We start from the raw sequence: 25,455 nt of genomic DNA, 5'->3' as shown, positions 1-25,455 counted from the left end.
GGGGGGGGGCGCGCCCCCCCCCCCCCCCCGGGGGGGGGGGGGGGCGCCCCCCACGAAGGGTTCCTCGCCCTTCGTGGCTCGTCGCTTGCGCTCCTCGCACCTCAGGGATCGGTGGTCGGATCGCCCCTCATGCACGGGCGATTGTTGCCTTATTGTGCACCGGTCTGGTCGCCGGCGGGCTCGGGATCGGTGACCGTCACCATGGCGGTGCGGATCACCTTCTCGCCCAGTCGGTAACCGCAGCGGTACACCGCGCCGATGACCGGGTGGTCGCCGGTGCCGTCGTGCTGAACCGCTTCGTGGAGTTCGGGGTTGAACTCCTCACCCGCGGCCCCGAAGGACTCGAGGCCCTCGGCGTTCAGCACTGCGGTCAGCTTGTCGGCGACCGCCCGGAGCGGGCCGGTCTCGAGATCGCCGTGCTCGCGGGCACGGTCGAGGTCGTCGAGGACCGGGAGGAGCTTGTCGATCAGGATCTGCTTGCCGTAGGCAACCGATCCCTGCTTCTCCTCGGCAGCTCGCCGCCGGAAGTTGGCGAACTGAGCGCGTTCCCGCTGCAGGTCGGCCGTCAGCTCGGCGAGCCGGGCGTCCGGGGATGCCTCGTCGGCCGGCTGTTCGGTGTCGGACTCGTCCACGACGGGTTCGGCGTCGGCCGGGCCGGGGCCGGCGGCCGGCTCGTCGCGCACCTCACCCGTTTCCGGGTCGATGCGACGACGGTCGGTCACCGTCACCGGCTCCTCGCCGGACCCATTCGACGAATGGGATCCTGCGGTCACTTGTTCTCCTTGGTGTCGGCGTCGTCCACGACCTCGGCGTCGACGACATCGGGATCACTGTCGGCGGCAGCGCCGGCCTCACCGTCGGCGGACTCCGCAGCGGCGTTGGCGTAGATCGCCTGGCCGAGAGCCTGCGACTCCTCGGACAGCTTCTCGATCGCGGTCTTGATCGCGGCCGAGTCGGTGCCCTTCAGTGCTTCCTTGGCGTCGTTGACCGCAGCCTCGACCTTTTCCTTCACGTCGGCCGGGACCTTGTCCTCGTTGTCCTTGAGGAACTTCTCGGTCTGGTGGACCAGCGACTCCGCCTGGTTGCGGGTCTCGGCCTCCTCGCGACGCTTGCGGTCCTCGTCGGCGTGCGCCTCGGCGTCCTTGATCATGCGGTCGATCTCGTCCTTGCTCAGGCCGGAACCGTCCTGGATGCGGATCGAGTTCTCCTTGCCGGTGCCCTTGTCCTTCGCGGTGACGTGCACGATGCCGTTGGCGTCGATGTCGAAGGTCACCTCGATCTGCGGGACACCCTGCGGCGCAGGCGCGATGCCACCCAGCTCGAAGCTGCCGAGCAGCTTGTTGTGCGAGGCGATCTCACGTTCACCCTGGTACACCTGGATCTGCACCGACGGCTGGTTGTCCTCGGCCGTGGTGTAGGTCTCCGAGCGCTTGGTCGGGATGGTGGTGTTGCGCTCGATCAGCTTGTGCATCACGCCGCCCTTGGTCTCGATGCCGAGGGACAGCGGGGTGACGTCGAGCAGCAGCACGTCCTTGACCTCGCCGCGGAGAACGCCGGCCTGCAGGGCGGCGCCGACGGCGACGACCTCGTCCGGGTTGACGCCCTTGTTGGGCTCGCGGCCACCGGTCAGCTCCTTGACCAGGTCGGTGACGGCCGGCATACGGGTGGAACCACCGACGAGCACGACGTGGTCGATGTCGCCGACGGAGATGCCCGCATCCTTGATGACGGCCTGGAACGGTGCGCGGGTGCGCTCGAGCAGATCAGAGGTGATCCGCTGGAACTCGCTGCGCGACAGCTGCTCGTCGAGGAACAGCGGGTTCTTGTCGGCGTCGACGGTGATGTACGGCAGGTTGATCGAGGTGCTCTGCGAGCTCGACAGTTCGATCTTGGCCTTCTCGGCAGCCTCACGCAGACGCTGCAGGGCCATCTTGTCCTTGGTCAGATCGATGCCGTTCTGAGCCTTGAACTTCTCGACGAGCCAGTCGACGACACGCTGATCCCAGTCGTCACCACCGAGGTGGTTGTCGCCGGAGGTCGCGCGAACCTCGACCACACCGTCGCCGATCTCGAGCAGCGAGACGTCGAAGGTACCGCCACCGAGGTCGAAGACCAGGATGGTCTGCTCCTTCTCGCCCTTGTCGAGTCCGTAGGCCAGGGCGGCCGCGGTGGGCTCGTTGACGATGCGCAGCACGTTGAGGCCGGCGATCTGGCCGGCTTCCTTCGTGGCCTGACGCTGGGAGTCGTTGAAGTAGGCGGGCACGGTGATCACGGCGTCGGTGACGTCCTCACCGAGGTACGCCTCGGCGTCGCGCTTGAGCTTCATAAGCGTGCGCGCGCTGATCTCCTGCGGGGTGTACTTCTTGTCGTCGATCTCGACCGTCCAGTCACCCTCACCCATGTGGCGCTTGACCGAGCGGATGGTGCGGTCGACGTTCGTGACCGCCTGGTTCTTGGCCGGCTGACCGACGAGCACCTCGCCGTTACGCGCAAAGGCGACCACGGACGGCGTGGTCCGCGAGCCCTCGGCGTTGGCGATGACCGACGCTTCGCCACCCTCGAGCACCGAAACCACGGAGTTGGTGGTGCCGAGGTCGATTCCAACAGCACGAGACATGTTTGGCTTCCTCCTAGTTTGTGGGTGTGCACCCAAGTCCTTTGGCCCCGCGGTTCGATGACGCGGGGATGATGTCCGAAACCCGGCGGGACCGGACTTCAGTGCGTCCGACTCATGTCCTACTCACAATGGAGCGTCGAGTCAAACTTACTTGAGTCAGTGTCACTCAGGTTTCTCGAAGTGTGTAACGGAACCCCTTCCGGGTTTGTTCCCGGATGACTGGAGAAAGTTGAGCGAGTTTCGCTCAACTGGCGACCTGATGATGTGGTCCTTGACACACCTGGGCCCGCCGGGCAGATTCACCAGCAACAGGAAGCACACGATTCCACTTGACCGTTGCCGAGGATCGCCCATGACGCAGACCAGTCCTACACCCACGAGGGGCACCAGGGACTCCCCGCCCTGTCGTCCGTATCGCATCGCCGTCTGGGGTCCCGGCGAGGTGGGCGGTGCCGTCATCCGGGCCGCACTCGCCGACCCCGCCTTCGAGGTGGTGGGCGCCCTCGTCCACAACCGTGAGAAGGACGGTAGGGACATCGGCGAGCTGGTCCGGACTGATCCGATCAAGATCGGCGCCACCCGCGACCGCGAGGCGTTCAAGGAACTCGACGTGGACTGTGTCGTCCTCACCCCGGCGCCGGCCGCGGTGATCAAGGGGCTCGACGACGACGTCGTCGATCTGCTGGAGGCGGGGAAGAACGTCGTGGCGACCGCGGCGTACCACAATGTGTCGATGCCGAACTGGCTCAGCCCGTTCCGCAAGTCCCCGCACCGGATGCTCGAGGCCTGCCATGCCGGCGGCGCCACCTTGCACGGCACCGGCGTCCATCCCACGTTCATCGTCGAGCGGGTCGCGATGACGATGGCCAGGGCGATGTCGTCGGTCAGTCATGTGCGGTCGGTGGAGGCCGTCGACTTCTCTCGTGCCGGATCGATGTGGGGCGGGTTGGGAGCACTCGGCTTCGGCGCCGAACTCGACTCCCTCAGTGCCGAATCCCCGGTCGCACGCGGCGGCGACATCTACTACGCCGATCTCACCGGCAACGTCGCCCATGCGCTGTACGGCGCGGACAGTTCCGAGGTGAGGGTCGAGACGTCGCTACGCGGAATCCCCGCCGAACGTGATGCGCAGGTGGGCGCGACCACCATCAGGAAGGGCACTGCGGCCGCCCTGCACCTGACGCATCGCGGCTACCTCGGTGACCATCATTTCTTCACCAACGAGGAATGCTGGTATCTCGCTTCGGTACCCACTCGGCCCGCTCGCTCCGCTCCCGGCGCCGAAGCGGTGTATCGAGGCGACGATCTGCCGTTCGGCGGGTTCACCAGCCCGATCGCGTACACACTGGTCATCAGCGGCGAACCGGCCGAGATGCGCACCCAGCTCGAGTTCGGCGTCGGGTCCGGCCACACCAACCCGATCACGACCGCGTCGGTACGGGCCGTGCTCGACGCCATCCCGGCGGTGGTCGACGCCGAACCGGGCATCCTCATCGACGACATCGGACCCCACTACCGGCACGACGACCGGGTCCGGCTCCCGTGACCGAGGACGCCCGACCAGAGGTCGCCGCGTGGAACGGTCTGGTCGACGCACTCCGCTCCGCCGGTGACAAACTCGCCGCCGACACCGCGGGCCTGGCCCCGGCAGAACAGGCCGACGGATTCCGCGCCCTGGTGCGCGCGTTGTCGAATCAGTTGTCTCGCTTCGAGGCCGACCGAGAACGCCCGGAGCTCATGCCGTTCAACGGGTGGCGGCACAAGTTCCTGATGGACAACCCCGATTTCCGGTACTGGGTCACCGAGGTCCGAGGTGACCGCGCCTACCGCATCCGCGGGAACCGCGGCGATGCGTCGTACATGTCGGTGACCGTCTACCGCCGGACCGGCGGCATCGGCGCCGAGGCAACGGCCCGCATCGACAGCGACACCATCAGATTCGACGACGACGGCGCCTTCGAGATCGTGCTCGGCGGCACCGCGCCGGGAGCCGGTGACCGGCTGGAGCTACCGGAGAAGGCCGGCGTCGTCTGGGTCCGGTTCTTCCACGACGACGTGGCTCGGGACGAAATGGGTTGGTGCAGTATCGAGCCGGTCGTCGAACCGCCGGTGCCGCCGTCCATCGACGCGGCGAGACTCGCGTCCTCGCTGGACTCTTTGGCGGCCACGACCTCGATGCTCCCGACGATCTTCGAGATGTCGACCAAGGACGATCTCGATCCACCGAACGTGTTGCGGCACTGGTCGGAGATGGCCGGTGGCGCCGTGTTCACCGAACCCGGAATCCACTACGTCCGCGGCGGCTGGCAGCTCGGACCCGGCGAGGCGCTGGTCGTCGAAGGGGATGTCGTCGAGTGTCGGTACTGGAACATCCTGGCGTACAGCCGCTTTCTGAACTCACTGGACTTCCGGTACCGAACGGTCTCGTACACGGGCACGACCGCGACCGTCGTCGACGGACGGTATCGGTTCGTGGTCGCGGCGGAGGACCCGTGCGGTTCGGGCGACTGGATCGATTCCGAGGGGCGCGACTTCGGGATCATCGTGATGCGTTTCCTCCAACCTGCCGACGCGCCTCCTCTGCCGTCCGCTCGGGTGGTCCGGCTCGACGAACTGCGAGGCGAGTGATGGTGACGTGGACGCCACCGCAGCGGAGTGAGGTCGCCGAGAGCATCTACGCGGCCGCAGAAGCCGATCGGATTGCCCGTCCCGAGCGGTACCGGCTAGGGGTCGAGGCAACCGACACGATCGTCGAACGGGCCACTGCCGAGCACGGTGTCGAGGGATTGGGCGACCCGACACTGTGGCGGCCGGGCCTGGAGCAGTATCTGGCGTCGGCGGCCGAGGACGGGCGTCTGAACGCTGTCGGCATCCGTAATGCGCAGGACGCGGTGATCGGGAAACTGCGGGCGCGCTCCATCTTCGACAAGACCCTGCGGAAAAGCCCGGAAGTGGCCGAACGCGAGGTGCTCCCGCCGATCGTGATCATCGGCGGCTGGCGCACCGGGACGACGTTCCTGTACCGGCTCATGGCGCGCGACCCCAGGCTCCGCGCGCCGCGTCCGGTGGAGCTGTACGCCCCGTGGCGGGTCGCAAGGCTGTCCCCGGAGGAACGCGAACGGCTGATCGAAACGCAGGCCGCCGAGCCCAACCCGCTCCACGTGCTGAATCCGGCGATGGCCGCCGTCCACGATTCCGGACCGGCCCTCCCGGAGGAGTGCGTCCTCGGCATGGGAACGACCATGCGCAACTGGGGCTCCAGTTCGACAATGCGCCTCGACAGCTACTCCCGATGGCTGGCCGATCGGGACTTCACCGGCGAATACGCAGCACATCGGACGATGCTGCAGATCCTCGACGACGGTTCCCGGCGGCGATGGCTGCTGAAGGCACCGGCCCACACGCCCGAACTGGCCGCACTGGCCCGGACATACCCGGGTGTCTGCATCGTCCACCTGCATCGCGACATCGTGGAGACCGTGGCGTCGGGCGCCAGCCTGTTCGCGACCTACCGGTCGACCTACAGCGACGAGGTCGACGGCCACGACGTCGGCCGCTTCCAGATCGAGCAGTCGGAGTTGTGGTTCCGTCGAGCGCTCGAGTTCCGCGCCTCCCCAACGGCTGGTTCGGCGACCGTCGTCGACATCGACTACCGGGACCTGGTGTCCCGCCCTGGGGAGACCGTCGAACGGGTTTACGCAGCAGCGAATCTCGATGCCCCGGATGTGGCGGCGATGCTCGCCCAGCACAATGCGGAGCAGCCGCGGCACGGCAAGGGAAAGCACCGCTACAGCCCGGAGGAGTTCGGGATCGATCCCGGCGCGCTGCGTGAGCGGATGGCGTTCTACACCGAGGCCGTCGACGAGTGGACGTCGAGCGCTGCCCCACGGTGATCGACGGCTCGCGGTTCACGCACCGTCGGGTTGCACTTGGATCTCTGTCCCCCGGTTACTGCTCGGCGATCTACCGTGCGGCGCTACCGTCGGAGGTGCCGAGGTCGGGAGGTCGAGATGGGCGACGCCACATCGAGCACCACCCGCTGGGTTCCATGGCGAGTGGCGCCGGCGTCGGGTTTCGAGGTCGACGATCCGACCGGTAGGGGCAGCGTCGGGACCGTTCAGATCGACGAGCGGCAGTTCGTCGTCCTCAACACCTTTCGATACTCCGACCAGGGCGTCGAGAACGATCTGGTGGCCAAGCTGGTACGCGGTGGCATGGGGCAGTCGCAGGCCCGTGCGGCGGTCGACCGGGCCCGGACGTTCGTTCCGCGCGAGGACAACCCGACGGATCTGGCATCGGTCCCGCGCTTCATGCGCTGGTTCGAGGACTCCTACGGAAAGCACTCGCTGGCGGCGTTGATCCACGACGAGCTCATTTCCGACGCCGTCAACTCGGGTGCGCTCGGCAGCGACACCCTGTCCGATCGGTTCTTCCGGGAGATGATGCGCACGTCCGGCGTGCCCTGGCTGAAGCGTTGGCTGATGTGGTCGGCCGTCGCGCTTCGTACCCGTTGGGTCGCAGGCGGTTACCGTCGTCTGAGCATCGTGCTGTGGTTGCTGCTCAGCGTCGTGGGGATCACCGCGACCATCGGCTCCGCGGGTGCGCTGCTGTTCGATTGGCCGTGGCTTTTCGATTGGCCGTGGCCGGTGTCGTCGCCGGGTTGGTCGCTCACCGTGGCTCTGCTCATGATCTTCATCGCCGCGCCCCTGTGGGGACGGCAGTGGGCCGCCAGCCTCATCGCGGCGGTCGGCGCGTTGTGGCTGGTACCCGCCGCTGCCGTCACCAGTCTCGCCTGGATCGTCTACCGCGTGCTGGAGGGGTTCGCCCGCACTCTGCGGCTTCGTTGACACGACCAAGCGGGGCGCCGTCCGGTAGTCCGGACGACGCCCCGCTCGATCGTTACCGACGTCAGGCTGCGCTGACCTGTTCTCCCGCTGCGGGTTCCAGCGCCTGCGCGACGATCTCGGCGACGTCGGTCATCGGGCGCACATCGAGTGCGTCGAGGACCTCGACCGGCACGTCGTCGAGATCGGGCTCGTTGCGCTGCGGGATGAAGACGGTCTTCAGCCCGTTGCGCTGTGCGGCAAGCAGTTTCTGCTTGACCCCACCGATGGGCAGGACGCGGCCGTTCAGCGTGACCTCGCCGGTCATGCCGACCTCGGCGCGCACCCGTCGACCCGTTGCCATGGACACCAGCGCGGTGACCATGGTGACGCCCGCACTCGGACCGTCCTTGGGCACCGCTCCGGCCGGAACGTGCACGTGGATGGTCTTGTTGAGCGACTCGGGGTCGACGCCGAGCTGCTCGGCATGCGCCCGCACGTACGACAGCGCGATCTGCGCCGACTCCTTCATCACGTCGCCGAGCTGACCGGTCAGCTTCAGACCGGGCTCGCCGTCGGTGGCGTTGACCTCGATGAAGAGGACATCACCACCCATTCCCGTGACGGCGAGACCCGTTGCGACACCGGGCACTGCGGTCCGCTCGGCCGATTCCGGAGTGAACCGGGGCCGGCCGAGGTAGTCGCGCAGGTCCGGCTCGTCGATGGTGATCGGTGCGGTGGCAGTCCCCTGTGCGAGGTTGGTCGCCGCCTTGCGGAGCGCCTTCGCGAGAAGCCGTTCGAACTGTCGCACACCGGGTTCCCGGGTGTAGTTCGCCGCGATCTCGCGGAGCGCCGCGTCGGTGACGGTCACCTCGTCGGTCGTCAACGCTGCCCGCTCGGCCTGTCGAGGCAGCAGGTAGTCGCGAGCGATGGCCACCTTGTCGTCCTCGGTGTAGCCGTCGAGGGTGACGAGCTCCATGCGGTCGAGCAGGGCCGACGGGATGTTCTCGACGACGTTGGCGGTCGCGAGGAACAGCACATCGGACAGGTCGAGGTCGAGATCGAGGTAGTGGTCGCGGAAGGTGTGGTTCTGCGCAGGGTCGAGGACCTCGAGCAGGGCCGCGGCCGGGTCACCCCGGTAGTCCGAGCCCACCTTGTCGACCTCGTCCAGCAGCACAACGGGATTCATCGATCCCGCCTCACCGATGGCGCGCACGATGCGGCCGGGCAGGGCCCCGACGTAGGTACGACGGTGACCGCGGATCTCCGACTCGTCACGCACACCACCGAGGGCGACGCGCACGAACTTGCGGCCCAGCGCCCGGGCGACGCTCTCGCCGAGCGACGTCTTGCCGACGCCGGGCGGGCCGGCGAGCACCATGACGGCACCCGATCCGCGTCCGCCCACGACCTGCAGGCCGCGTTCGGCGCGTCGAGCACGCACGGCCAGGTATTCGACGATGCGGTCCTTCACGTCGTCGAGACCGTGGTGGTCGGCGTCGAGGATCTCACGGGCACCCTTGATGTCGGTGGAGTCCTCGGTGCGCGTGTTCCACGGCAGGTCGAGAACGGTGTCGAGCCAGGTACGAATCCACCCGGTCTCCGGCGACTGGTCGCTGGCACGTTCGAGCTTGCCGACCTCGCGCAGTGCAGCTTCGCGGACCTTCTCGGGTAGTTCGGCCTCCTCGATGCGCGACCGGTAGTCGTCGGCACCCTCGGGCTCGTCCTCACCGAGCTCCTTACGGATGGCGGCGAGCTGCTGCCGGAGCAGGAACTCCTTCTGCTGCTTGTCCATCCCCGCGCGGACGTCCTCGGCGATCTTCTCGCTGACCTCGGACTCGGCGAGATGGTCACCCGTCCACTCGATCAGCAGCCGCAGGCGCGCGGCGGTGTCCGGCGTCTCGAGGAGTTCGCGCTTCTGCTCGTCGGTGAGCCAGGACGCGTAACCCGAGGTGTCGGCGAGGTTCGACGGGTCGGACATCTTGTTGACCGCGTCGATCAGCTGCCACGCCTCGCGGCGCTGCAGCATGGCCAGGACGAGCTTCTTGTACTCGCCGGCCAGAGTCCGCACCTCGTCGGTGACCTCCTGGTCCTCGACCTCGGTGGCCTCGACCCACAGCGCGGCCCCGTGGCCGGGTGTCCCGGTCCCGATCTGCGCGCGCTTCTCACCCTTGACGACGGCCGCGAGACCGCCGCCCGGGATACGCCCGACCTGCACGATCGAGGCGACCACCCCGTACGTGGGGTACCGGTCGTCCAGCCGTGGGGCGACCAGCAGTTTTCCGCTCTCACTCGCCCGCGCAGCGTCGACGGTGGCCTGAGCTGCGTCGTCGAGCGGGATCGGCACGACCATGCCGGGCAGGACGACGACGTCCGGGACGAAGAGGACCGGCAGTGAATATGTCTGCGACATGAAACCTCCAGAGTTAAGTCTGATCGACTCAACTGAGGTGGCTGGAAGTTTGTTCCCAACTGATTTATGCCAGGGGCGAACGGGTGGCGATCAACGTACGGGCACCGCCTCGTCGACCAGTTGCTCGCCATGCGCTGACCCTTGCTTACCACCGCTCAGGTGTCAGCACTCCACATGAATCCATCCGGGTCGCTGAACTGCCCGGCGTCGCCGGCGATCACCAGCCGATGCGAGCCGGAACCCGCGGCGTCCTTCGCCGCGGCCTTGCGGCCGTACAGCGCGAGCTTCACCGCGTCCGGGCCGCTCTCGAACTCGACGTATTTGCGGCCGTAACTCTTCCCGACCATGAATCCACGGTCGGCGTAGAACTGCTTGGTGGCCGCGACGTCGTCGACGGCGAGCAGCAGGACCAGGTCGTCGACTGTCCGGGCTGGTGCGCCGGCCGGTTTCTTCGACGAGCTGGCAACCTTCCAGATCGCACCGTCAGGCGCCTGGACCACGCCGCCGTACCCCCAGAAGGACTTCTTGGCAGGCTTGAGCACGGTGGCACCGGCGTCGATCGCGGGTCCGAGGAAGGAGTCGGCGACTGTCGGGTCGGCAACCACGAGTGAGATCACGAAGGCACGGAAACCCTGGCTTGGCGCCTCTGCGGCCCGGAACCGCAGGCGGTCACCGAGTCCGAAGGCCTTGTCGTAGAAGACCTCCGCTGCGCTGATGTCGGGAACTTCGAGGGTGAGTGCGTTGATGTTCGTCATACTTCGACGCTATGGCGCGTCGAACCGTCCCCGCTTCTCGATTCCTGATCGATCGTGCGTCACCGTCAGACTCTCCTCGGCTGGCTTCGATACGGCTCGTCGCAAGCTCCTCGCCTACTCAACCAGCAGGCAGGGACGCCTCGACGCGGGCTCCTCGCCTACTCAACCAGCATGCGAGCGCCGCGGTTTGGTCAGCCGGGGAGGTCGACGAGGCGGGTCGCGAAAACGACAACCTGGGCGACGACCAGCACCGCCAGCGCGACGGCGAACGCCGCCGCCGTGATAACCACTCCCGCGGAGGCCTTCAGCGCATCCCACACACTCTGTAGCGTCATGACCGCGCTCCGAGGCGCGTCGTGGCGAACAAAGGACCTGAGGACGGGTGTCGGCGTACCGACATCGAGTCGAGGGGCATGGGCTGACCTCCGTGCGGACAAATACCCCGGACGACGGTGTCCGGGGTCACATTTATGTACCACACACATCAGGGTTGATGCGACATAACGGACCCCTTGATCAAATGACCAAATCGCATCGGCCCCTTGGTTACTGGCCAGTCCGAAACCCGATCGGCCACGAACTGCGGTCACACAACCGGCGATCTCCGAGGAGCCTGCATGTCGATCCTGTCCCCCGCCACCGCACGGCAGCCGCTGGGCCGCGCGGTCGCCCGCATCGCGCTGGGTGCCGTCCTGGCGATCGCCGGGATCGGCCACCTGACTGCGCAGCGCGACGAGTTCCAGGCCCAGGTCCCCGACTGGGTGCCGTTCGGCAAGGACTTCGTGGTCCTGGCGTCGGGCGGGGTGGAGATCGCGTTGGGCGCGGCGCTCATCGCCCTGCCGCGGCGTCGCAAGGTCGTCTCGTGGATCGTCGCGGCCTTCTTCGTGGCGGTGTTCCCCGGCAACATCCATCAGTATGTCGAGCACATCGATGCCTTCGGCCTCGACACCGACCAGAAGCGTTTGACGCGCCTGTTCTTCCAGCCCGTGCTGGTGCTGTGGGCGGTCGCAGCAGGGACCGGTGAGGTTCATAGCTCGAAACCGCGGTGAGAGCGCGGGTTCGAGCTATAGATCGGCGGCTAGTTCGCGACGGGTGCAGGCATCCTGGCAGGCGGTGTCCACCCCGGCCCGGACCTGCGGCCGGAAGCCCGTGCCAGAGCTGATGGTGAGTGCAGCAACAAGCCCGCCCACAGCGCAGAACGCCGCACAGATGTACATCGCAGTCTGGAATCCGTCGCCCAGCGGCTCACCGGGACCGGCGTCGATGCCGGCCACCGCTGGCAGCACCGCCACGGCCAGCAGCCCGGCGACGCGAGCCACCGCATTGTTCACACCCGACGCGGTCCCCGCGAGCGCGTCGTCGACCGCTCCCAGTGCGGCCGCCGTCAGCGGCGCGACGGTCACCGTCATACCGAGTCCGAACAGCAGGACACCGGGAAGCACATGCGCCAGGTAGTCCGTCCCCGGTTGCACCCGAGCCATAAGCGCGAAGCCTCCGGCGGCGATGAGCGGGCCGACGGTCATCGGCAGCCGTGGCCCGGTGGTCTGGGCGAGCTTCCCCACCAACGGAGACCCGAACAGCATGATGAACGTGCTCGGGAACATCGCCGCACCCGCTTCGAAGGCCGAGTAACCCAGACTCTGCTGCAGCTGCAGGGCGAGCAAGAACAGCGCGCCGCCCAGAGCCGCATACACCAGCAGCGTCGTCAGGTTGGCACCGGTGAACTGCGACGACCGGAACAACCGCAGCGGCAACAGCGGTGACCGCACCCGCGTCTCGATGACCGCGAACGCCACGAGCACCGCCACGCCCACAAGGCCCGCGGTAATCGTTGCGGTCGACCAATCACGCGACGGGCCCTCGATCAGCGCGTAGACGACTCCGGCGAGACCCAAGGCCATCGTCACGGCTCCCGCGACATCGAGCCGACGCGGCGCAAACGGATCGCGCGACTCCGGCACGTGCTTCATCGCGATGACCAGGGCACCCAACGCCAGTGGAACGCTCAGGAAGAACGCCCAGCGCCACGACGCCGCGTCGACGAGCCAGCCGCCGACGAACGGTCCCAGCGCACTGGTCGCGCCGGACATCCCGGCCCACAACCCGACCGCCGCACCGCGATCCGAGGGCGCGATCTCCGCATTGATCAGCGCCAGGCTGCCGGGTACGACCGCTGCGGCCGCCACACCCTGGACGAGTCGGGCGGCCACGAGCCACTCGACGGTCGGGGCAACCCCGCACCCGATCGTCGCCACCGCGAACGTCGCCAGGCCGACGGTGAAGACGAGCCGACGCCCGTATCGATCACCGGCGACGCCGCCGAGCAGCAGGAGTGAGCTCAGGGTCAGCAGATAACCGTCGAGGACCCACTGTTGTCCTCGGAGTCCGGTGTCGAGGTCACGCGCGATGGCCGGCAGTGCGACGTTGACGACCGTGCCGTCGAGAAAAGCGACGCCCGATCCCAGCACCGCGGCGACGATCAGCCACCGACCGGCGGTCGACGCAGCGGGTATCCCGCCTGATGCTGTGTCCGTCGGGCCGTCCGCGGCCATGTGCCCTCCCGAGTTCCCGGGGTCGCTGTCTACCCAGGGTCACGGTCGGATCGCCTACGCGCAACCACCGGTGGACCGACCCGTCAGAGCGTTAGCCGCGCAGGTCAGCGGCGACGGCCTCGACCTGGCCGACCAACTGGTGACCGCCGACCTCGTGACGGTGCACCTGCGCGTCCGGGAGCAGTGCGGCGTTGAGGTCCAGGTGCCCGAACGGGACCTCCTCGTCGTCGACGCAGTGATGTAGGGACAGCTCGACACCACTGGGTGGCGTACCGGCGAAGTCGTACTCCTCGACGCCCCACCCGTTCGGCCCCCAGTTCGGCATCGCCAGGAGAACAGCGCGTCTCGGTCCGGCATACCCCGGCTCGGCAAGCACGTGCAGCAGGATCGACGCGCCGAACGAGTGGGCTACCAGAAGGTCGTCGGCGCCCATCGTCGACAGCCGGGTGCGCAACGGATCAGCCCAGGCCCGCAGGGACATGTCATCGCTCGAGAACTCCGGCATGTCGATCGGCACACCGAGCGCCTTCCCGAGGCCGTCGGCGATCGGGCGGTCGTCGGCGAAACCACCTGCGCCGTGGGCGAACAGCAGCCGACGCATCGTTGGTCCCTTCGTAGTCGTACAGCTACAGGGACCGACTCCGTCCGATGCGATTTCTCATCGAGGGTCGCGAGCCCTTCGAGGGTCGAAAGGAGGGTCCGCTCCTGAGAAGCGCCCGGATCCCGACTGCCGAACCTCAACTCGACCGGCAGACGTCGATCGAAGTCTGCCGGTCGGGTTGACGTCGACCGGTAGTCAGGTGAGCGACGGTGCCTCACCAGGCCTTCGAGGCTCGTCGCTTGCGCTCCTCGCACCTCAGGCAGCAGAGCTGGGTGCGTCGCGTTCTTTCGGATCAGGGAGCGAGAGGGGCACGCACGCCCGCCCCAACAGCGAGCGGCGACCCCCTCAGGGAGTGAGAGGGTTCGCCCGCCCCCAAGCGGGACTCACTTCCCCTTGAGCGGCTTCTCGGCGAGCTTCTCGGCCAGCCAGTCGACGGTCTGCATGCCGAACAGATCGGTGCCCCAGCCGTAGAGGTTGGTGAGGAACCGGACCATGCTGCAGTCGGTGGGCTGGTAGTCGACCTCGGTGCCGCCGCGGCGGTAGTCGGCGGCGAGCTTCCGGGAGTCCTTCGCGGGCACCAGTGACATCGGCGAGTCGTCCTTCGCGCACGACGCGATCAGCACCGGCGCGGTCGGCGACTTGCGGCCCAGCTTGTTGTCCTCGTAGACGGGCTGGAAATCGGCGATCTCGGCCGGGTTCTCACCACTCTTGAACAGCGTGTTCATCGGCACGAACGGCATGGTGAAGTAGGCCGGGGTCTGGCATTGGGTGCGGAAGACGTCGGCGATGGCCTTGCCTGCCGGGGTGAACTTCTCGTCGAATTTCATTGCCGGGTAACGCGGTTCGAGACCGAGCAGCGTCGCGAGGACAAAGGCCGAGCCGACCGACCCGTCGGCGGTGGCGATGAAGTTCTTCTGGTCGACGACCATGCCCTCGAGGACGACGCCCTTGATATCCAGTTCGGGCGCATACTTTTTCGAGTTCTCCGCGGCGAAAGCCGCGCCGACACCGCCGCCGGCGATGCCGAACATGCCCAGCGGCGATGCCTCGGAGAGCTCGTTTCCGTCGTGCCGCAGCGCTGCTCGCAGACCGTCGAGTAGCGCCTTGCCCGCGAACTTGCCGGCGAAGACGCCGTGCGGCTTGGGATCACCGTCGTTGCCGACGTCGCTCATCATGACCGCATAACCCTTGCCGAAGAACTGGCCCAGCGGGCCCAGCGCCGACCACGAAGCGCCGTCCATCGGGTCACCGCCGGTCCACATCGTGGACGGATGGCAGTAGGCGCCGACGCTGTCGTCGGCGAGCTGGTAACCGATCAGCGGCCGGGTGGCATCGGGCTTGCCGTCGCGCGGGATCATCAGCAGACCGGTCGAGATCTCCGGCTCGTCGTGCAACCCGCGGGTCACGTACATCAGCTTGTAGGCGTCGAGCTTCGCCGGACGCCAGCCCATGAACTGGACGGCGACCTTCTTGGCTTTCAACACATCTCCGGGCTTCTCGCGCCCGGACAGGCGAGGCTCGGCATAGAAGGGGTCACCGGCGACCAGCGGGTGGATGACCTCCTGCGGGCTCGCGAGGCGACCATCACGCAGCGCGCCGACGACGAAACCGTTCACCACCTCGTTCAGGCCCGGCGTCCGGTTGGGCGCTGCGGTGGCCGGCGCGACCAGTGCGATACCGGAGACGACCATCGCCAGGACGGCCACGAGCGTGATCCGTCGGGACACACGCGAGAAGGATGAGATCACTGGTAGGTCACCTTGATCGAGGTCAGAACCGACTGCATCAGCGGCAGCAGGTTTCGGGTGGGACGGTGTGTTTCCATCTGCTCGAAGTACGGAACGCTCATCGCGGCGCGCAGTGCGGGCCAGTGGTACTCGACCTGGGTGCGGTACTTCGGCAGAAGTTCGGTGGAGATGTAGATCCAGCGGTCCTCGTAGACCGACCAGTTCCACTCCGGCAGCGGCAGACTCACGGTCACCTTGCGACCGTCGAGCGCACGGCCCGGGACCTGGAGCTGACGGATGTCGCGCGGCGGGACCACACCGGCGACCGACGGCGCGGCCGCCACGGTGCTGCCGTAGGTCATGGCCTCACCGACGTCGACCTTGTAGTTGCGGGTCGCGTCCCACTGCTTGTTGATGACCTCGCCCTGCTCACGCTGCAGCAGACGGGCATTGCCGGCGGCGACCGCGGCGGGCTTCCGGGAGGCGATGCCCTCCCAGGCGCTCATGATCTCGTCGTCGAAGATGCCCGCCTCGTGCATCTCGCGGAGTGCCGGCAGCCGCCGACGACGTAGGCCCGGTGCATCGGCATCAGGTCGGAAACCGCCCTGGTCACGGTCGAGGTGCGCCTCCGCCTCGATCTTCACGACCACCGCGGATCGAGAATCGAAGACCGAAGATCGGAGAGAAGGTCAGAACAGCGCCCGGAGCCGCGCCAGGTCCTCCTCGACCATGCGGGCGTCCCGGTCGAACTCGTCGTCGGACATCGACAGCTGGCGCAGCGTGAACACCACCTCCGCGCCCTCCGGATGCGGCAGCACGCGCAGCGGATTGTGCACGGTGTCGCCGTTCGGGAGGATCACGTCGTGGTCGACGACCCCGAAGGTGTTCCGCGGAACGAACCGGACCGTCACCGTGCCCATCGGGGATTCGGCCACAAGATCGTCGCCGCGTCGGACGACCTCGGAGCTCGCCAGGCCGGCCGCCCACTTCGGGAGATTGCCGGGATCGGAGACGAACTCGTACACGGCCTCGGCCGACGCGCCGATCACCGTACTGAGATGACGACTCCGCATATCCCGACTGTAGATCGGGTTTCGGGCACGTGGGGCCGGGGAACGTCGAATCTCATCCGAAGTCACGCCATCCGACAAGGGAGTCACGACGAATGACAGACGAACCCACCCATGGGCCGACCGACCCCGAGGATCAGCACGACCCGGACGGCGACTCTGAGATGCTTACATCGAAGACGACACAACCTGATCAGGCCGAGGGCGAAGACGACGCTACGGAAACGAAGGACGACGAAGGGTCCGACAGATGACACAAGACGCGGCGAACCGAGACGACTCGAACCAGCGCGTGAACTTCCGAAAGCCCCGGCGGAGAGGTCTGATCACGCGCTTCGGCATCGTGGCCGCGTCACTGATCGCGGCCGTCTCGGGATCGGTCATCGCAGGTGACACGACGGCGGAGGCCCGGCCGGCGTGTTCTGACGTCGAGGTCGTCTTCGCTCGCGGGACCGTCGAGCCCGCGCCACCGCTGGGACTGACCGGCATGTCCTTCGTCGAGGCCGTCCGTAGCCAGCTGCCCGGCAGGTCCGTCGCCGGCTACGGCGTCCCGTACCCGGCGAGCGACCAGTTCGGCAACCGGCTGAAGTTCGCCAAGACCGTCGCCGACGGTGTTCGTACGACGCAGAACCGGGTGAAGTACCTGGCCGCCAACTGCCCGCGCACCAAGGTCGTCCTCGGCGGTTACTCGCAGGGTGCAGTGGTGGCGGGATACGCGGTCCACGCCGGACTCGATCTCCCCGCGCAATACAAGGCCTACGACCGTTTCGTCCCGCCGCCGCTGCCCGCGTCGCTCTCGCGCAATGTCGCGGCGATCGTCTTCTTCGGCGCACCGTCTGACCGGTTCATCACCGACATCGGCGCGCCCCCGGTGCGGGTCTCCACCCCATATCGCGGCAAGACCGTGCGCTACTGCGTCGCCGGTGACACCATCTGCGACGGCGCTCCGGTGGGCGGCCCGAACGCCCTGCACACGCTGTACGCGGTCAACGGGATGACGCTCGACGGCGCACGGTTCGTCGCCCGTCGAATGTGATGCCGGCGGGGGTCATCGATCATCCGGGACCAGCTCGATCGTGAGGTCGAAATGATTGAGCGAATGCGGCATGTCGGTGACCCCCGATCGCACACGCGGCGTCAGGGTATCGTCCCGTAACCCGTGCTGCCGCAACAGTGCTGCGATCACCAGCGAACTGAACAGCATCACGACATTGCGGCCCGGGCACTCCCCCGGGCCGTCGCTGAACGGCACGACGCCGGCAAGCTCCTGGGCGCGACCGTCCAGCCAGGCGTCGGGGGTGAACTGCTGCGCGAAATCCATTGCCTCATCGTCCCGTTGGAAGTACTCGCCGATCACGACCGTGGTGGCACCCGCGGGTAGGACATCGCCGACCCAGTCCACATCGCGTTTCGTCTCACGCAGGATCGCCAGCGTGGTCGGCCATAGTCGAAGCGATTCCAGGACGGTGGCGCGCACGAACGGCAGCCGCGGCGGTCCCCCGTGCTCGAGGGCACGAACATCCTCCCGTGCCCGGTCGAGGGAGTCCGGATGCGCGGCGAGCAGAGCGAGCGAGCGGTGCACGGCGACCGCCACAGCATCGAACGCGAACAGCCACTGGGGAATCTGACCTATCGGGTCGACGTCGGCCCGGTCCTCAACCGGCGCGTCCCGAATGAGGCCGGCCAGGGAATCCGCTGGCGCTGGTGCGACCAGATGCTCGAGGCGGCGTCGGAAACGAAAGTAGGTCGACTTGCGGCGAGGAAATGCATACGCCCAGTTGGCATCGTGGCGCAGCACTGTCAGGAGGTCGGTGACCTCTTCGTCGTCACGGGCATCGTCGCCGAAGACGAGACGGCGCACCATCCGCCAGTGGGAGACGACATAGGAGTCCCAGGTGAGTCGCCCGTCCCGACATGAACCGACGAGGTCGTCGACCTCGGACGCGACGATCTCCGCGCACCGTTGATGCAGCGAGTGGATGGGCGAAGCAGTCTGTAGCGCAAACTCGTTCAGCTCGCGACGCACGGTTCGCCGCTGCCCGTCGGAGATCAGGACGCCGGTCGGCTGGAATCTGCCCACGGCCGAGATCTTCTCCCGGGTCGCGGAGGTGAACGGGTCGGGGGTGGAGCTGAGGATCTCCCGTACCGCCAGCGGCCGAAGAGCCACGATCATCGCCCGCGGGAACCGTAGACGCAGCGCGTCGGCCCCGTACGTGTCGCGCATGTCGTCGAGTATCCGAGCAGCACGTTCGTGGGTGTTCAAGCGGCCGCCGAGGCGCACCATGACCTCACGCCGAGCCAGAACGCCCTCGGACACGATCGGGGTCAAGACCCCGCCGAGGATTCGTGCGGTGTCAAGCACACCAGCTCTCGTAATACTCGGCATCTGTTCCGGCGAGACCACGTCGCTCCTCTCCACGGCGGACCTGTTCGTCGGCTACCCGCCACCGAATCGGAACAAACAGTCATCGCCGCGACAGGCGAAATTCGTGCCATCCGCGCGTAGTGTTGGGCTCAGCGGTTCAGTCACAGCTGCGCGAGGACGGAACTCCGGCGACGCCGCCGCACCGTCCCCAGGCATGATCCGAGTGAGCGAAGACGGACATCTTCATGGGTATACACACCAATATCTCGTCCAATTCCGCCCCCGGCCTGCACACGGCCGATGCCGGCGCCATCGACGCCGACGCCTTCTCCGTCCATCGATTCCCGATGGACATCGACATGCGGACCATCGCCGACTTCGAGGTCGCCCTTCAGCGCATAGCCGCCCAGGGAACCGCGAAAGTCGTGCTCGACCTCAGCAAAGTGGGTTTTGTCGGCGCATGCGGCTTCGAGGCGCTGTCCCGACACAGCGCCGAGGCCCAACGGACAGGCGTGAAGTTCGTATTGGTCTGCGACACCACGATCAGGCGCTACGTCCGGATGCTCGACATCCCGGTGGAGGTAAGGCTCTCCGTCGACGACGCCTGCTGCACCTAGCCCGCGCCTCCACGGCCCGTCTCCCCAGCGCAACGAACCACACTAGTGTCTACAGGGGCCACGTCCGCGCAACGGGAGGTACGGAACGCATGCCGGTGGAAGAGACCGACGACTTCGAGACGCTGCTGCGCTACCTGCGCGACGCCCGCGGTTTCGATTTCACCGGTTACAAGCGAACCTCGCTGAGACGTCGTGTCGCTCACCGAATGGAACAGGTGGAGCTGCAGACCTTTACCGAGTATCTGGACCATCTGCAGGCCAGCGCGGACGAGTGCAACGCCCTGTTCAACACGATCCTCATCAACGTCACGTCGTTCTTCCGCGACGAAGACGCCTGGCAGAGCCTACGCGGCGTCGTGATCCCGCAGCTGCTGGCGCAGCGCGGTCCCGACGACCCGATCCGGATCTGGAGCGCGGGTTGCGCATCGGGCCAGGAGGCGTATTCGCTGGCCATGCTGCTCGCGGAGAGTGTCGGGGCCGAGAGCTTCCGACAGCGGGTGAAGATCTACGCCACCGACATCGACGAGGACGCGCTCGCCGAAGCCCGGACGGCCGCATACGACGCGCGGGCGGTGGAGAGCATCCCCCCTGATCTCCTCGCGACCTACTTCGAGAAGGACGGGTCCCGCTACATCTTCAGCAAGGATCTGCGGCGGGCGGTCATCTTCGGCCGCAACGACCTGGTCCAGGACGCACCGATCTCCCGGATCGACCTCCTGGTCTGTCGCAACACCCTGATGTACTTCAACGCCGAGACCCAGCGCCGGGTTCTCGGCCGCCTGCACTTCGCGCTGGCTCCTCAAGGAGTCCTGTTTCTCGGCCATGCCGAGATGCTCCTGAGCCACGGCGACCGCTTTACGCCGTTCGACCTCAAGAACCGCCTGTTCCGCAAGGTCCCCGGATACCGGAGTGCGATCGGGGCCGCGCCGATCGAAGGGGACCCCCTCATGGCCCCGGAGACCAGTGGCCTGACGTCGCTCCGCGATCTGGCCTTCCGGCACAGCCCGGTGGCCCAACTCGTGGTCACCGGCGGCGACACGGTCGCGATGGTGAACCAGCAGGCGGAGGTGATGTTCGGGCTCTCCGGTCGCGACATCGGGCGGCTGCTGCGTGACCTCGACATCTCCTACCGACCGGTCGAACTCCGCGCCTACATCGAACAGGCCAAGATCGAACGACGATCTTCGCGAATCCGGGACATCGAATGGGCCAGCCCCGGAGGTCAGTCGGTGTGGCTCGAGATCCACATCAATCCGTTGGTGGACGGAGACAACGGTTTGCTCGGTGTCGCCATCGCATTCTTCGACGTCAGCGCGACGCGGGCACTGCTCGACAAACTGGAGGACGCGAACCGGCAGCTCGAGACCGCCTACGAAGAACTGCAGTCCACCAACGAGGAACTCGAGACCACCAACGAAGAACTCCAGTCGACGGTAGAGGAACTCGAGACCACCAACGAAGAACTCCAGTCCACCAATGAGGAACTGGAGACGATGAACGAGGAACTCCAGTCCACCAACGACGAGCTGCAGTCGATCAACGAGACCCTCGGAGAGCGCACGGTCGAGCTGATCGACGCGCGCGAGTTCTTCGACTCGATCGTCAACTCGGCGGAGGTCGGGATCGTCGTCGTCGATCGCGACATGCGGGTCACCGTATGGAATCACGCGTCTGAGCAGATGTGGGGGGTGACCGCCGCGGAGGCTGCCGGTCAACCACTGCCGGGCCTCGACATCGGCATGCCGACCGCCGACCTGCGTCCCATGCTCGGCAGCGCCTTCGTCGATTCGTCCTATACCGGGTCGAGCGAGTTCGAGGCCATCAACCGGCGCGGCCGGACGATCCGCATCAAGGTGCGGTGCAGCCCGTTCCGGGGGCGCAACCGCGACATCCGCGGCGCCATGCTCGTGGTGGAGCCGGTCGACGCGGAGGACGGGTCCGCGTCATGACCAGAGGAATACTCCGCCACGCCGCTGGGTATCACCCCCGACGAACGGCGACGCAGCACTGAGGACGAGGAAAGCCGATGAGCACCGACGATTTCTCTGTGCGGGCCTCACAGCAGGACCCGGCCACGGTGCTGGCCGTGTCCGGGGTCCTCGACTCCACGACGTACCTGCGTGTGCGTGATGCCATCGTCAAGTCGGCCACCGATGCTCCCAAATGCCTGATCGTCGACGTCCGCGGGCTCGAGGTACCCGCGCCGTCGGCGTGGGCGGTTCTGACCAGTGCGGCCTGGCTGGTCCGTGGGTGGCCGGGAATACCTGTCGGAGTCGTCGCCGACCCGGTCCGCTTGGCCCAGCTGCGGCGAGGCGGGATCACCCGGTCCGTGCCGGCCTTTCCGTCGCTCGACGTCGCGTTGGATCGGATGGCGGAGGGTCGGAGTTCACTCGTCACGCAGCGCGTCCGCACGACGATCCCTCGCGGCGTCGGCTCCCCGCTCGCCGCTGCGCGAGGTGCCGTCGCCGACGCGGTCGAGAAATGGAACCCCGACTACGTCCCGCTGGCGCTCGTGCTCGCCACGATCCTGGTACGCAACGTGCTCGCCCACACCTCCTCCGACCCCGACCTCTGGATCGAGGTGCACAACTCCGACCGGTTGTTCGTGGCGGTCAGTGACAACAGCTCGGAGGCCCCGGCGAGAATCGAGGACCCACGCGGAAGTACGCCGGCCGCCTCCGGTCTGGCGTTGCTGACCTCCCTGAGCCGACACTGGAGTTACACACCGCGGGGCACCGGGAAGACCGTGTGGGCCGTGATCGGCCCGGACGAGGTGGCCCGTTTCGCCCGAACCGGAGGTCAGGCCTGACCCGGCTCCGCGGCACCGCTACCGGCATCGGGGAGCGCGAAGAGCCGCTCCCGAAGGACCTGGGCCGCATGCCGCGCTTCTTCGGCGCTCCGCAGGTATCGGTCCCGCAAGACACCCGATGAGACCTTGGCGCACAGGCTCTCCGCCAGTTCGGCCTTCTCCTGAAGGCTCCGGATGGCCATACCCAGCGCGGAGTCGATCTCCGCGGTCTGTGCCTGCAAGAGCGCTTCGGCGGACCACGCGTGCCCTATCCGGCATCGGAAACTGTGCTCGCCGATCTGCATGAGACCGCCATGACAGTCCGGGCACACGTAATTCGTCGGCGGGCCGAGATCCTCGGAGTCGGCGGGCCGAGCGAAGCTGTGCCCCATCGCGATTCGATTCTCGATCTCGAGGATGTGGTCTGGTTCCATGGTGGGCTCCGGGAGTTCTCGGTGACTGAGACCGGTCAGCACTTTGGCAGCGTTCTCGGCGGTCACGACGTAGTCGGGAGCGACGTGGGTGATGGCGGTGCTCGGCAGCACCGGGAACGAAGCGTCGTCGGGATCCTGCACGATGGTCACACCGCCGCGCTCGCGGATCGCCGCCATGCCGTTCACACCGTCGTCGAGCGCGCCCGACAGCAACACACCGGTGCCGGCCGGACCCGCGTGGAGCGCGACCGACCGGAACAATGCGTTGATCGACGGGCGGTGTCTGCTCTCGGTGGGGCCGTCGGTGACGGCGAGCCGGAGCCCGTCGAGCAGGAGATGCCGGTCCGGGACGCAGACATAGACGGTTCCGGACCGAACCTCCATTCCGTCGACAGCGGCCACCGCGGGCAACGGACCCGCGCGATCGAGGATGCTGGGCAACGCGCTCGAGATCCCGACCGGCATGTGCAGTACGACGAGAACCGCCTGCGGGAAGTCCTCCGGAAGGGCGGCCACGAGACTGGAGAGCGCTTCGACGCCGCCGGCTGATGCACCGATGGCCACCACCTGTTGCTGTGCCATTCCCACGACATACCCCGCATATCGGTTGGACAATCCGTTGGGCGTTCGCGACGTGGTGAACGAGCGTCAAAGGCCAGCGTACGCCGCATTCAGCCCGCAAGGAGCGCGACGATCGCCCGTGCGAGTCCGCGACGGGCGAGTTCTTGATCCTGGAAACTGCCGAGTTGCTTCTCCGACACCAGACCCCGCATCGCGCCGGGCAGGAACGCCGCGACCTCCCGGACGCGTTCCGGGTCGACGTCGAGGTCGGCGAAGGCGCGCTGACAGGACTCCACCCACGACGGACCCCAGGAGGCGAACTCGGCGGCGGTCTTGGGGAACAGTCGCCGGAGTTCGTCGGGATCGCGGGGCAGCGCTGCCCGCAGGGTCTCGATGGCGCGGGATTCCGGTGCCGTCAGACCCGCGTACATGAGTTCGATGATTGCCTCGACGCGTTCGGCCAGCGGCGCTTCGGGTTTCACGCTGACCGGTAGATCACCGCGCTGTTCCGCGGTGCGGTGCAACACCGCTGCCCAGAGTCCGTCGATGTCGTCGAATTGGTATTTGATCGCACCCCAGGTCGCGCCGATGTCCTTGGCGATCCGGTTGCCCGACACCGATGCCGGATCACCAGAGGCTAGCGAACTGATCGCCGCGTCGAGCATCGCATCGCGGGTGGCCTGCCCACGTCGATTCGCGCGCCGAGCACCGGGCGCCGGAGTACCGGCCGGGGTGTGGGCGTCGACGGGGGTCATGGTCGCCGATGGTAACCGTTGGGGGTTCACGCCTGGCGTTCTGCGGCCACGAGTTCACGGACCGCCGGCGCCACCTCGTTCGCGAACCTCGCCAGATCGTCGGGGTCGTCGGTGGCCAGAATGTATGTGCTCATCCCGAGGGAGACCGTCAGGTCGGTCAGTTGTTCCGCCCACTGCGAGGGTGTACCGGCGAGCAATCCGGCGTCGGAACCGAAAGTGCCCGCGATGTTGTAGATCCGGGTGATGTCCGCGGGGTTCCGGCCGGCCTCGCGCGCCGCGTCGTCGATGACCGCCGACTTCTCCGCGACCTGGTCCGGCGGGACGAACTGCAGGCTGGGCACCCACGCGTCGGCGACTTCGCCTGTCAGCCTCAACATCCGGGGTCCCAGGGCGCCGAGCCAGATCGGGATGTCATGAGCCGGAGCGGGTCCGGCGTGGAGGCCGTGGACGGGATAGAACTCGCCGTCGAGATCGACTGTGCCGCCTGCCCAGAATGCCCTCATCACGGTGATCGCCTCGGCGAGGGCATCGACTGCCTCGCCGGGCGTCCGGCGGGGTCCACCCGCGGCGACCACACCATCCCAGAACGCTCCCGCGCCGAGACCGAGTTCGACGCGACCACCGGTCAGGATGTCGAGGGTCGACGCCGCCTTCGCCAGCATCACCGGTGGGCGCAGCGGCAGATTGGCAACGTTGGGCGACAACCGGATCGACGTCGTGCGGGCACCGATGACCGACAACAGGGTCCACGTGTCGAGGAAGCGTCGCTGATAGGGATGGTCCTGCACGCTGACGAGATCGAGTCCGGCCGCCTCTGCGACGTCCACGAGCTGCAGCAGGTCGTCGACCCGGTCGGCCCGCGGACTCGGGAAGAAACCGAAGCGCAACGGTTGCCCGTAGTCGGTCATGATGACTCCTCGTCGGATCGGCGATCGAACTCTTCCCGAGCGGCGGCCACCCGTGGCGCCAGCCCGATGACGACCGACGCGAACTCGGCGACGGCCGCCCGCACTTCCACACCGAGATCGGTCAGGACGTACTGCACACAGGATCGCCGACTCGGCATGACCCCGCGAGCGACCAAGCCGTCGCGCACGAAACGCCGCAACGTCTGCGAGAGCATGCGGTCGTTGATACCCACCACGGCCCGGCGCAGTTCGCCGTAGCGTCGGGGTTCGGTGTCGAGTGCGATGAGCACCGTCATGGGCCAGACGCCCCCGATGGTCTCGAGCGCGGCGCGAACAGTGTCGGAACCGGCGAGGAGGTCGTCGATCGTGACCGGACCCTTCGATCCGCCCTGTCCCGTGTCCATGCTGCGAGCGTACGCCTCTCTGGAAACAAGAGCACTCTTGAAATAAGAGTGAACGCGGAAGCGTT

At 67.2% G+C, this 25,455-nt stretch carries 23 protein-coding genes and 1 pseudogene; 9 read left to right on the top strand and 15 right to left on the bottom strand.

The annotated features are described in order from the left end of the window. Window positions 1–149 precede the first annotated feature (149 nt). Together grpE and dnaK are read right to left on the bottom strand one after the other, a co-directional pair. Window positions 150–773, bottom strand: coding sequence for a nucleotide exchange factor GrpE (grpE, locus tag M1L58_RS12725; protein WP_005195173.1), 624 nt, complete (start codon window positions 771–773; stop codon window positions 150–152). After that, window positions 770–2,617: a molecular chaperone DnaK gene (gene dnaK, locus M1L58_RS12720; protein WP_005195174.1), complete on the bottom strand. Its 1,848-nt coding sequence runs from the start codon at window positions 2,615–2,617 to the stop codon at window positions 770–772. Before dnaK ends, grpE begins: the two co-directional genes overlap by 4 nt. Window positions 2,618–2,969: 352 nt before the next feature. Here dnaK and M1L58_RS12715 point away from each other — a divergent pair, with 352 nt between their 5' ends. The 4 genes from M1L58_RS12715 to M1L58_RS12700 all read left to right on the top strand — a co-directional run bounded on the left by M1L58_RS12715 (window position 2,970) and on the right by M1L58_RS12700 (window position 7,464). Beyond that, window positions 2,970–4,163: a hypothetical protein gene (locus tag M1L58_RS12715; RefSeq protein ID WP_248659150.1), complete on the top strand. Its 1,194-nt coding sequence runs from the start codon at window positions 2,970–2,972 to the stop codon at window positions 4,161–4,163. Next, window positions 4,160–5,245, top strand: coding sequence for a DUF1214 domain-containing protein (locus M1L58_RS12710; protein ID WP_248659149.1), 1,086 nt, complete (start codon window positions 4,160–4,162; stop codon window positions 5,243–5,245). The genes M1L58_RS12715 and M1L58_RS12710 overlap by 4 nt, the downstream gene beginning before the upstream one ends. Then, window positions 5,245–6,510: a sulfotransferase family protein gene (locus M1L58_RS12705; RefSeq protein ID WP_248659148.1), complete on the top strand. Its 1,266-nt coding sequence runs from the start codon at window positions 5,245–5,247 to the stop codon at window positions 6,508–6,510. Before M1L58_RS12710 ends, M1L58_RS12705 begins: the two co-directional genes overlap by 1 nt. Window positions 6,511–6,627: 117 nt before the next feature. Further along, window positions 6,628–7,464 carry a DUF1353 domain-containing protein gene (locus M1L58_RS12700; protein ID WP_248659147.1) on the top strand — a complete coding sequence of 279 codons (837 nt, stop codon included), beginning with the start codon at window positions 6,628–6,630 and terminating at the stop codon, window positions 7,462–7,464. A 61-nt stretch (window positions 7,465–7,525) separates the two neighbouring features. Here the strand turns inward: M1L58_RS12700 and lon are convergent, their stop codons facing one another. From lon to M1L58_RS12685, 3 genes are all read right to left on the bottom strand, one after another. Continuing rightward, window positions 7,526–9,853 (bottom strand): endopeptidase La, encoded by a 2,328-nt coding sequence (gene lon / locus M1L58_RS12695; protein ID WP_248659146.1) that lies wholly within the window; start codon window positions 9,851–9,853, stop codon window positions 7,526–7,528. Window positions 9,854–10,008: 155 nt separating this feature from the next. Then, window positions 10,009–10,608 carry a glyoxalase gene (locus M1L58_RS12690; protein ID WP_248659145.1) on the bottom strand — a complete coding sequence of 200 codons (600 nt, stop codon included), beginning with the start codon at window positions 10,606–10,608 and terminating at the stop codon, window positions 10,009–10,011. Between the two features lie 191 nt (window positions 10,609–10,799). Beyond that, window positions 10,800–10,943 carry a hypothetical protein gene (locus M1L58_RS12685; RefSeq protein ID WP_167330284.1) on the bottom strand — a complete coding sequence of 48 codons (144 nt, stop codon included), beginning with the start codon at window positions 10,941–10,943 and terminating at the stop codon, window positions 10,800–10,802. 282 nt (window positions 10,944–11,225) lie between these two features. On the opposite strand from M1L58_RS12685, the gene M1L58_RS12680 reads away from it, so the two are divergent. Further along, entirely contained in the window at window positions 11,226–11,657 is a 432-nt protein-coding gene (locus M1L58_RS12680) for a DoxX family protein (RefSeq protein WP_248659144.1), read from the top strand. A gap of 15 nt (window positions 11,658–11,672) precedes the next feature. Here the strand turns inward: M1L58_RS12680 and M1L58_RS12675 are convergent, their stop codons facing one another. The 5 genes and pseudogenes from M1L58_RS12675 to M1L58_RS12655 all read right to left on the bottom strand — a co-directional run bounded on the left by M1L58_RS12675 (window position 11,673) and on the right by M1L58_RS12655 (window position 16,561). Then, the gene (locus M1L58_RS12675; RefSeq protein WP_248659143.1) at window positions 11,673–13,160 is read right to left on the bottom strand and encodes a DHA2 family efflux MFS transporter permease subunit; all 1,488 of its coding nucleotides are present in this window, start codon (window positions 13,158–13,160) and stop codon (window positions 11,673–11,675) included. A gap of 91 nt (window positions 13,161–13,251) precedes the next feature. Beyond that, the gene (locus M1L58_RS12670; RefSeq protein ID WP_248659142.1) at window positions 13,252–13,761 is read right to left on the bottom strand and encodes an alpha/beta hydrolase; all 510 of its coding nucleotides are present in this window, start codon (window positions 13,759–13,761) and stop codon (window positions 13,252–13,254) included. A 383-nt stretch (window positions 13,762–14,144) separates the two neighbouring features. Further along, complete coding sequence (locus M1L58_RS12665) at window positions 14,145–15,452, bottom strand: lipase family protein (RefSeq protein ID WP_282578655.1); 1,308 nt, start codon at window positions 15,450–15,452, stop codon at window positions 14,145–14,147. 53 nt (window positions 15,453–15,505) lie between these two features. Beyond that, window positions 15,506–16,086 (bottom strand): annotated as a pseudogene (locus tag M1L58_RS12660) (hypothetical protein); the annotation flags it as partial. A gap of 91 nt (window positions 16,087–16,177) precedes the next feature. Continuing rightward, window positions 16,178–16,561 carry an SRPBCC family protein gene (locus tag M1L58_RS12655; protein WP_248659140.1) on the bottom strand — a complete coding sequence of 128 codons (384 nt, stop codon included), beginning with the start codon at window positions 16,559–16,561 and terminating at the stop codon, window positions 16,178–16,180. Window positions 16,562–16,808: 247 nt separating this feature from the next. Here M1L58_RS12655 and M1L58_RS12650 point away from each other — a divergent pair, with 247 nt between their 5' ends. Beyond that, window positions 16,809–17,594, top strand: a complete 786-nt coding sequence (locus M1L58_RS12650; protein ID WP_248659139.1) for a cutinase family protein — start codon at window positions 16,809–16,811, stop codon at window positions 17,592–17,594. A gap of 12 nt (window positions 17,595–17,606) precedes the next feature. On the opposite strand, the gene M1L58_RS12645 is transcribed toward M1L58_RS12650, so the two are convergent. Further along, window positions 17,607–18,920 (bottom strand): cytochrome P450, encoded by a 1,314-nt coding sequence (locus M1L58_RS12645; RefSeq protein WP_248659138.1) that lies wholly within the window; start codon window positions 18,918–18,920, stop codon window positions 17,607–17,609. A 248-nt stretch (window positions 18,921–19,168) separates the two neighbouring features. Between M1L58_RS12645 and M1L58_RS12640 the strand changes: the two genes are divergently transcribed. From M1L58_RS12640 to M1L58_RS12630, 3 genes are all read left to right on the top strand, one after another. Then, entirely contained in the window at window positions 19,169–19,540 is a 372-nt protein-coding gene (locus M1L58_RS12640) for an STAS domain-containing protein (RefSeq protein ID WP_248659137.1), read from the top strand. 89 nt (window positions 19,541–19,629) lie between these two features. Further along, a complete protein-coding gene (locus M1L58_RS12635) occupies window positions 19,630–21,489 on the top strand; it encodes a CheR family methyltransferase (protein ID WP_248659136.1) in 1,860 nt (619 codons plus the stop codon). A 77-nt stretch (window positions 21,490–21,566) separates the two neighbouring features. Beyond that, window positions 21,567–22,349 (top strand): sulfate transporter, encoded by a 783-nt coding sequence (locus tag M1L58_RS12630; protein WP_248659135.1) that lies wholly within the window; start codon window positions 21,567–21,569, stop codon window positions 22,347–22,349. Here the strand turns inward: M1L58_RS12630 and M1L58_RS12625 are convergent. The 4 genes from M1L58_RS12625 to M1L58_RS12610 form a co-directional block, all read right to left on the bottom strand. Further along, window positions 22,340–23,344: a chemotaxis protein CheB gene (locus M1L58_RS12625; RefSeq protein WP_248659134.1), complete on the bottom strand. Its 1,005-nt coding sequence runs from the start codon at window positions 23,342–23,344 to the stop codon at window positions 22,340–22,342. The genes M1L58_RS12630 and M1L58_RS12625 overlap by 10 nt on opposite strands. An 89-nt stretch (window positions 23,345–23,433) precedes the next feature. After that, window positions 23,434–24,078: a TetR/AcrR family transcriptional regulator gene (locus M1L58_RS12620; RefSeq protein WP_248659133.1), complete on the bottom strand. Its 645-nt coding sequence runs from the start codon at window positions 24,076–24,078 to the stop codon at window positions 23,434–23,436. Between the two features lie 26 nt (window positions 24,079–24,104). After that, on the bottom strand, window positions 24,105–24,986 hold the full coding sequence (locus tag M1L58_RS12615; RefSeq protein ID WP_248659132.1) for an LLM class flavin-dependent oxidoreductase: 882 nt from the start codon (window positions 24,984–24,986) through the stop codon (window positions 24,105–24,107). Beyond that, a complete protein-coding gene (locus M1L58_RS12610; protein WP_248659131.1) occupies window positions 24,983–25,390 on the bottom strand; it encodes a winged helix-turn-helix transcriptional regulator in 408 nt (135 codons plus the stop codon). Before M1L58_RS12610 ends, M1L58_RS12615 begins: the two co-directional genes overlap by 4 nt. Window positions 25,391–25,455: the final 65 nt, after the last annotated feature.

Source organism: Gordonia sp. C13 (assembly GCF_023218005.1).
Classification (GTDB): Bacteria; Actinomycetota; Actinomycetes; order Mycobacteriales; family Mycobacteriaceae; genus Gordonia; species Gordonia namibiensis.
The sequence above is the reverse complement of the archived record's forward strand: the minus strand, read 5'-3'. Positions and strand labels throughout refer to the sequence as shown.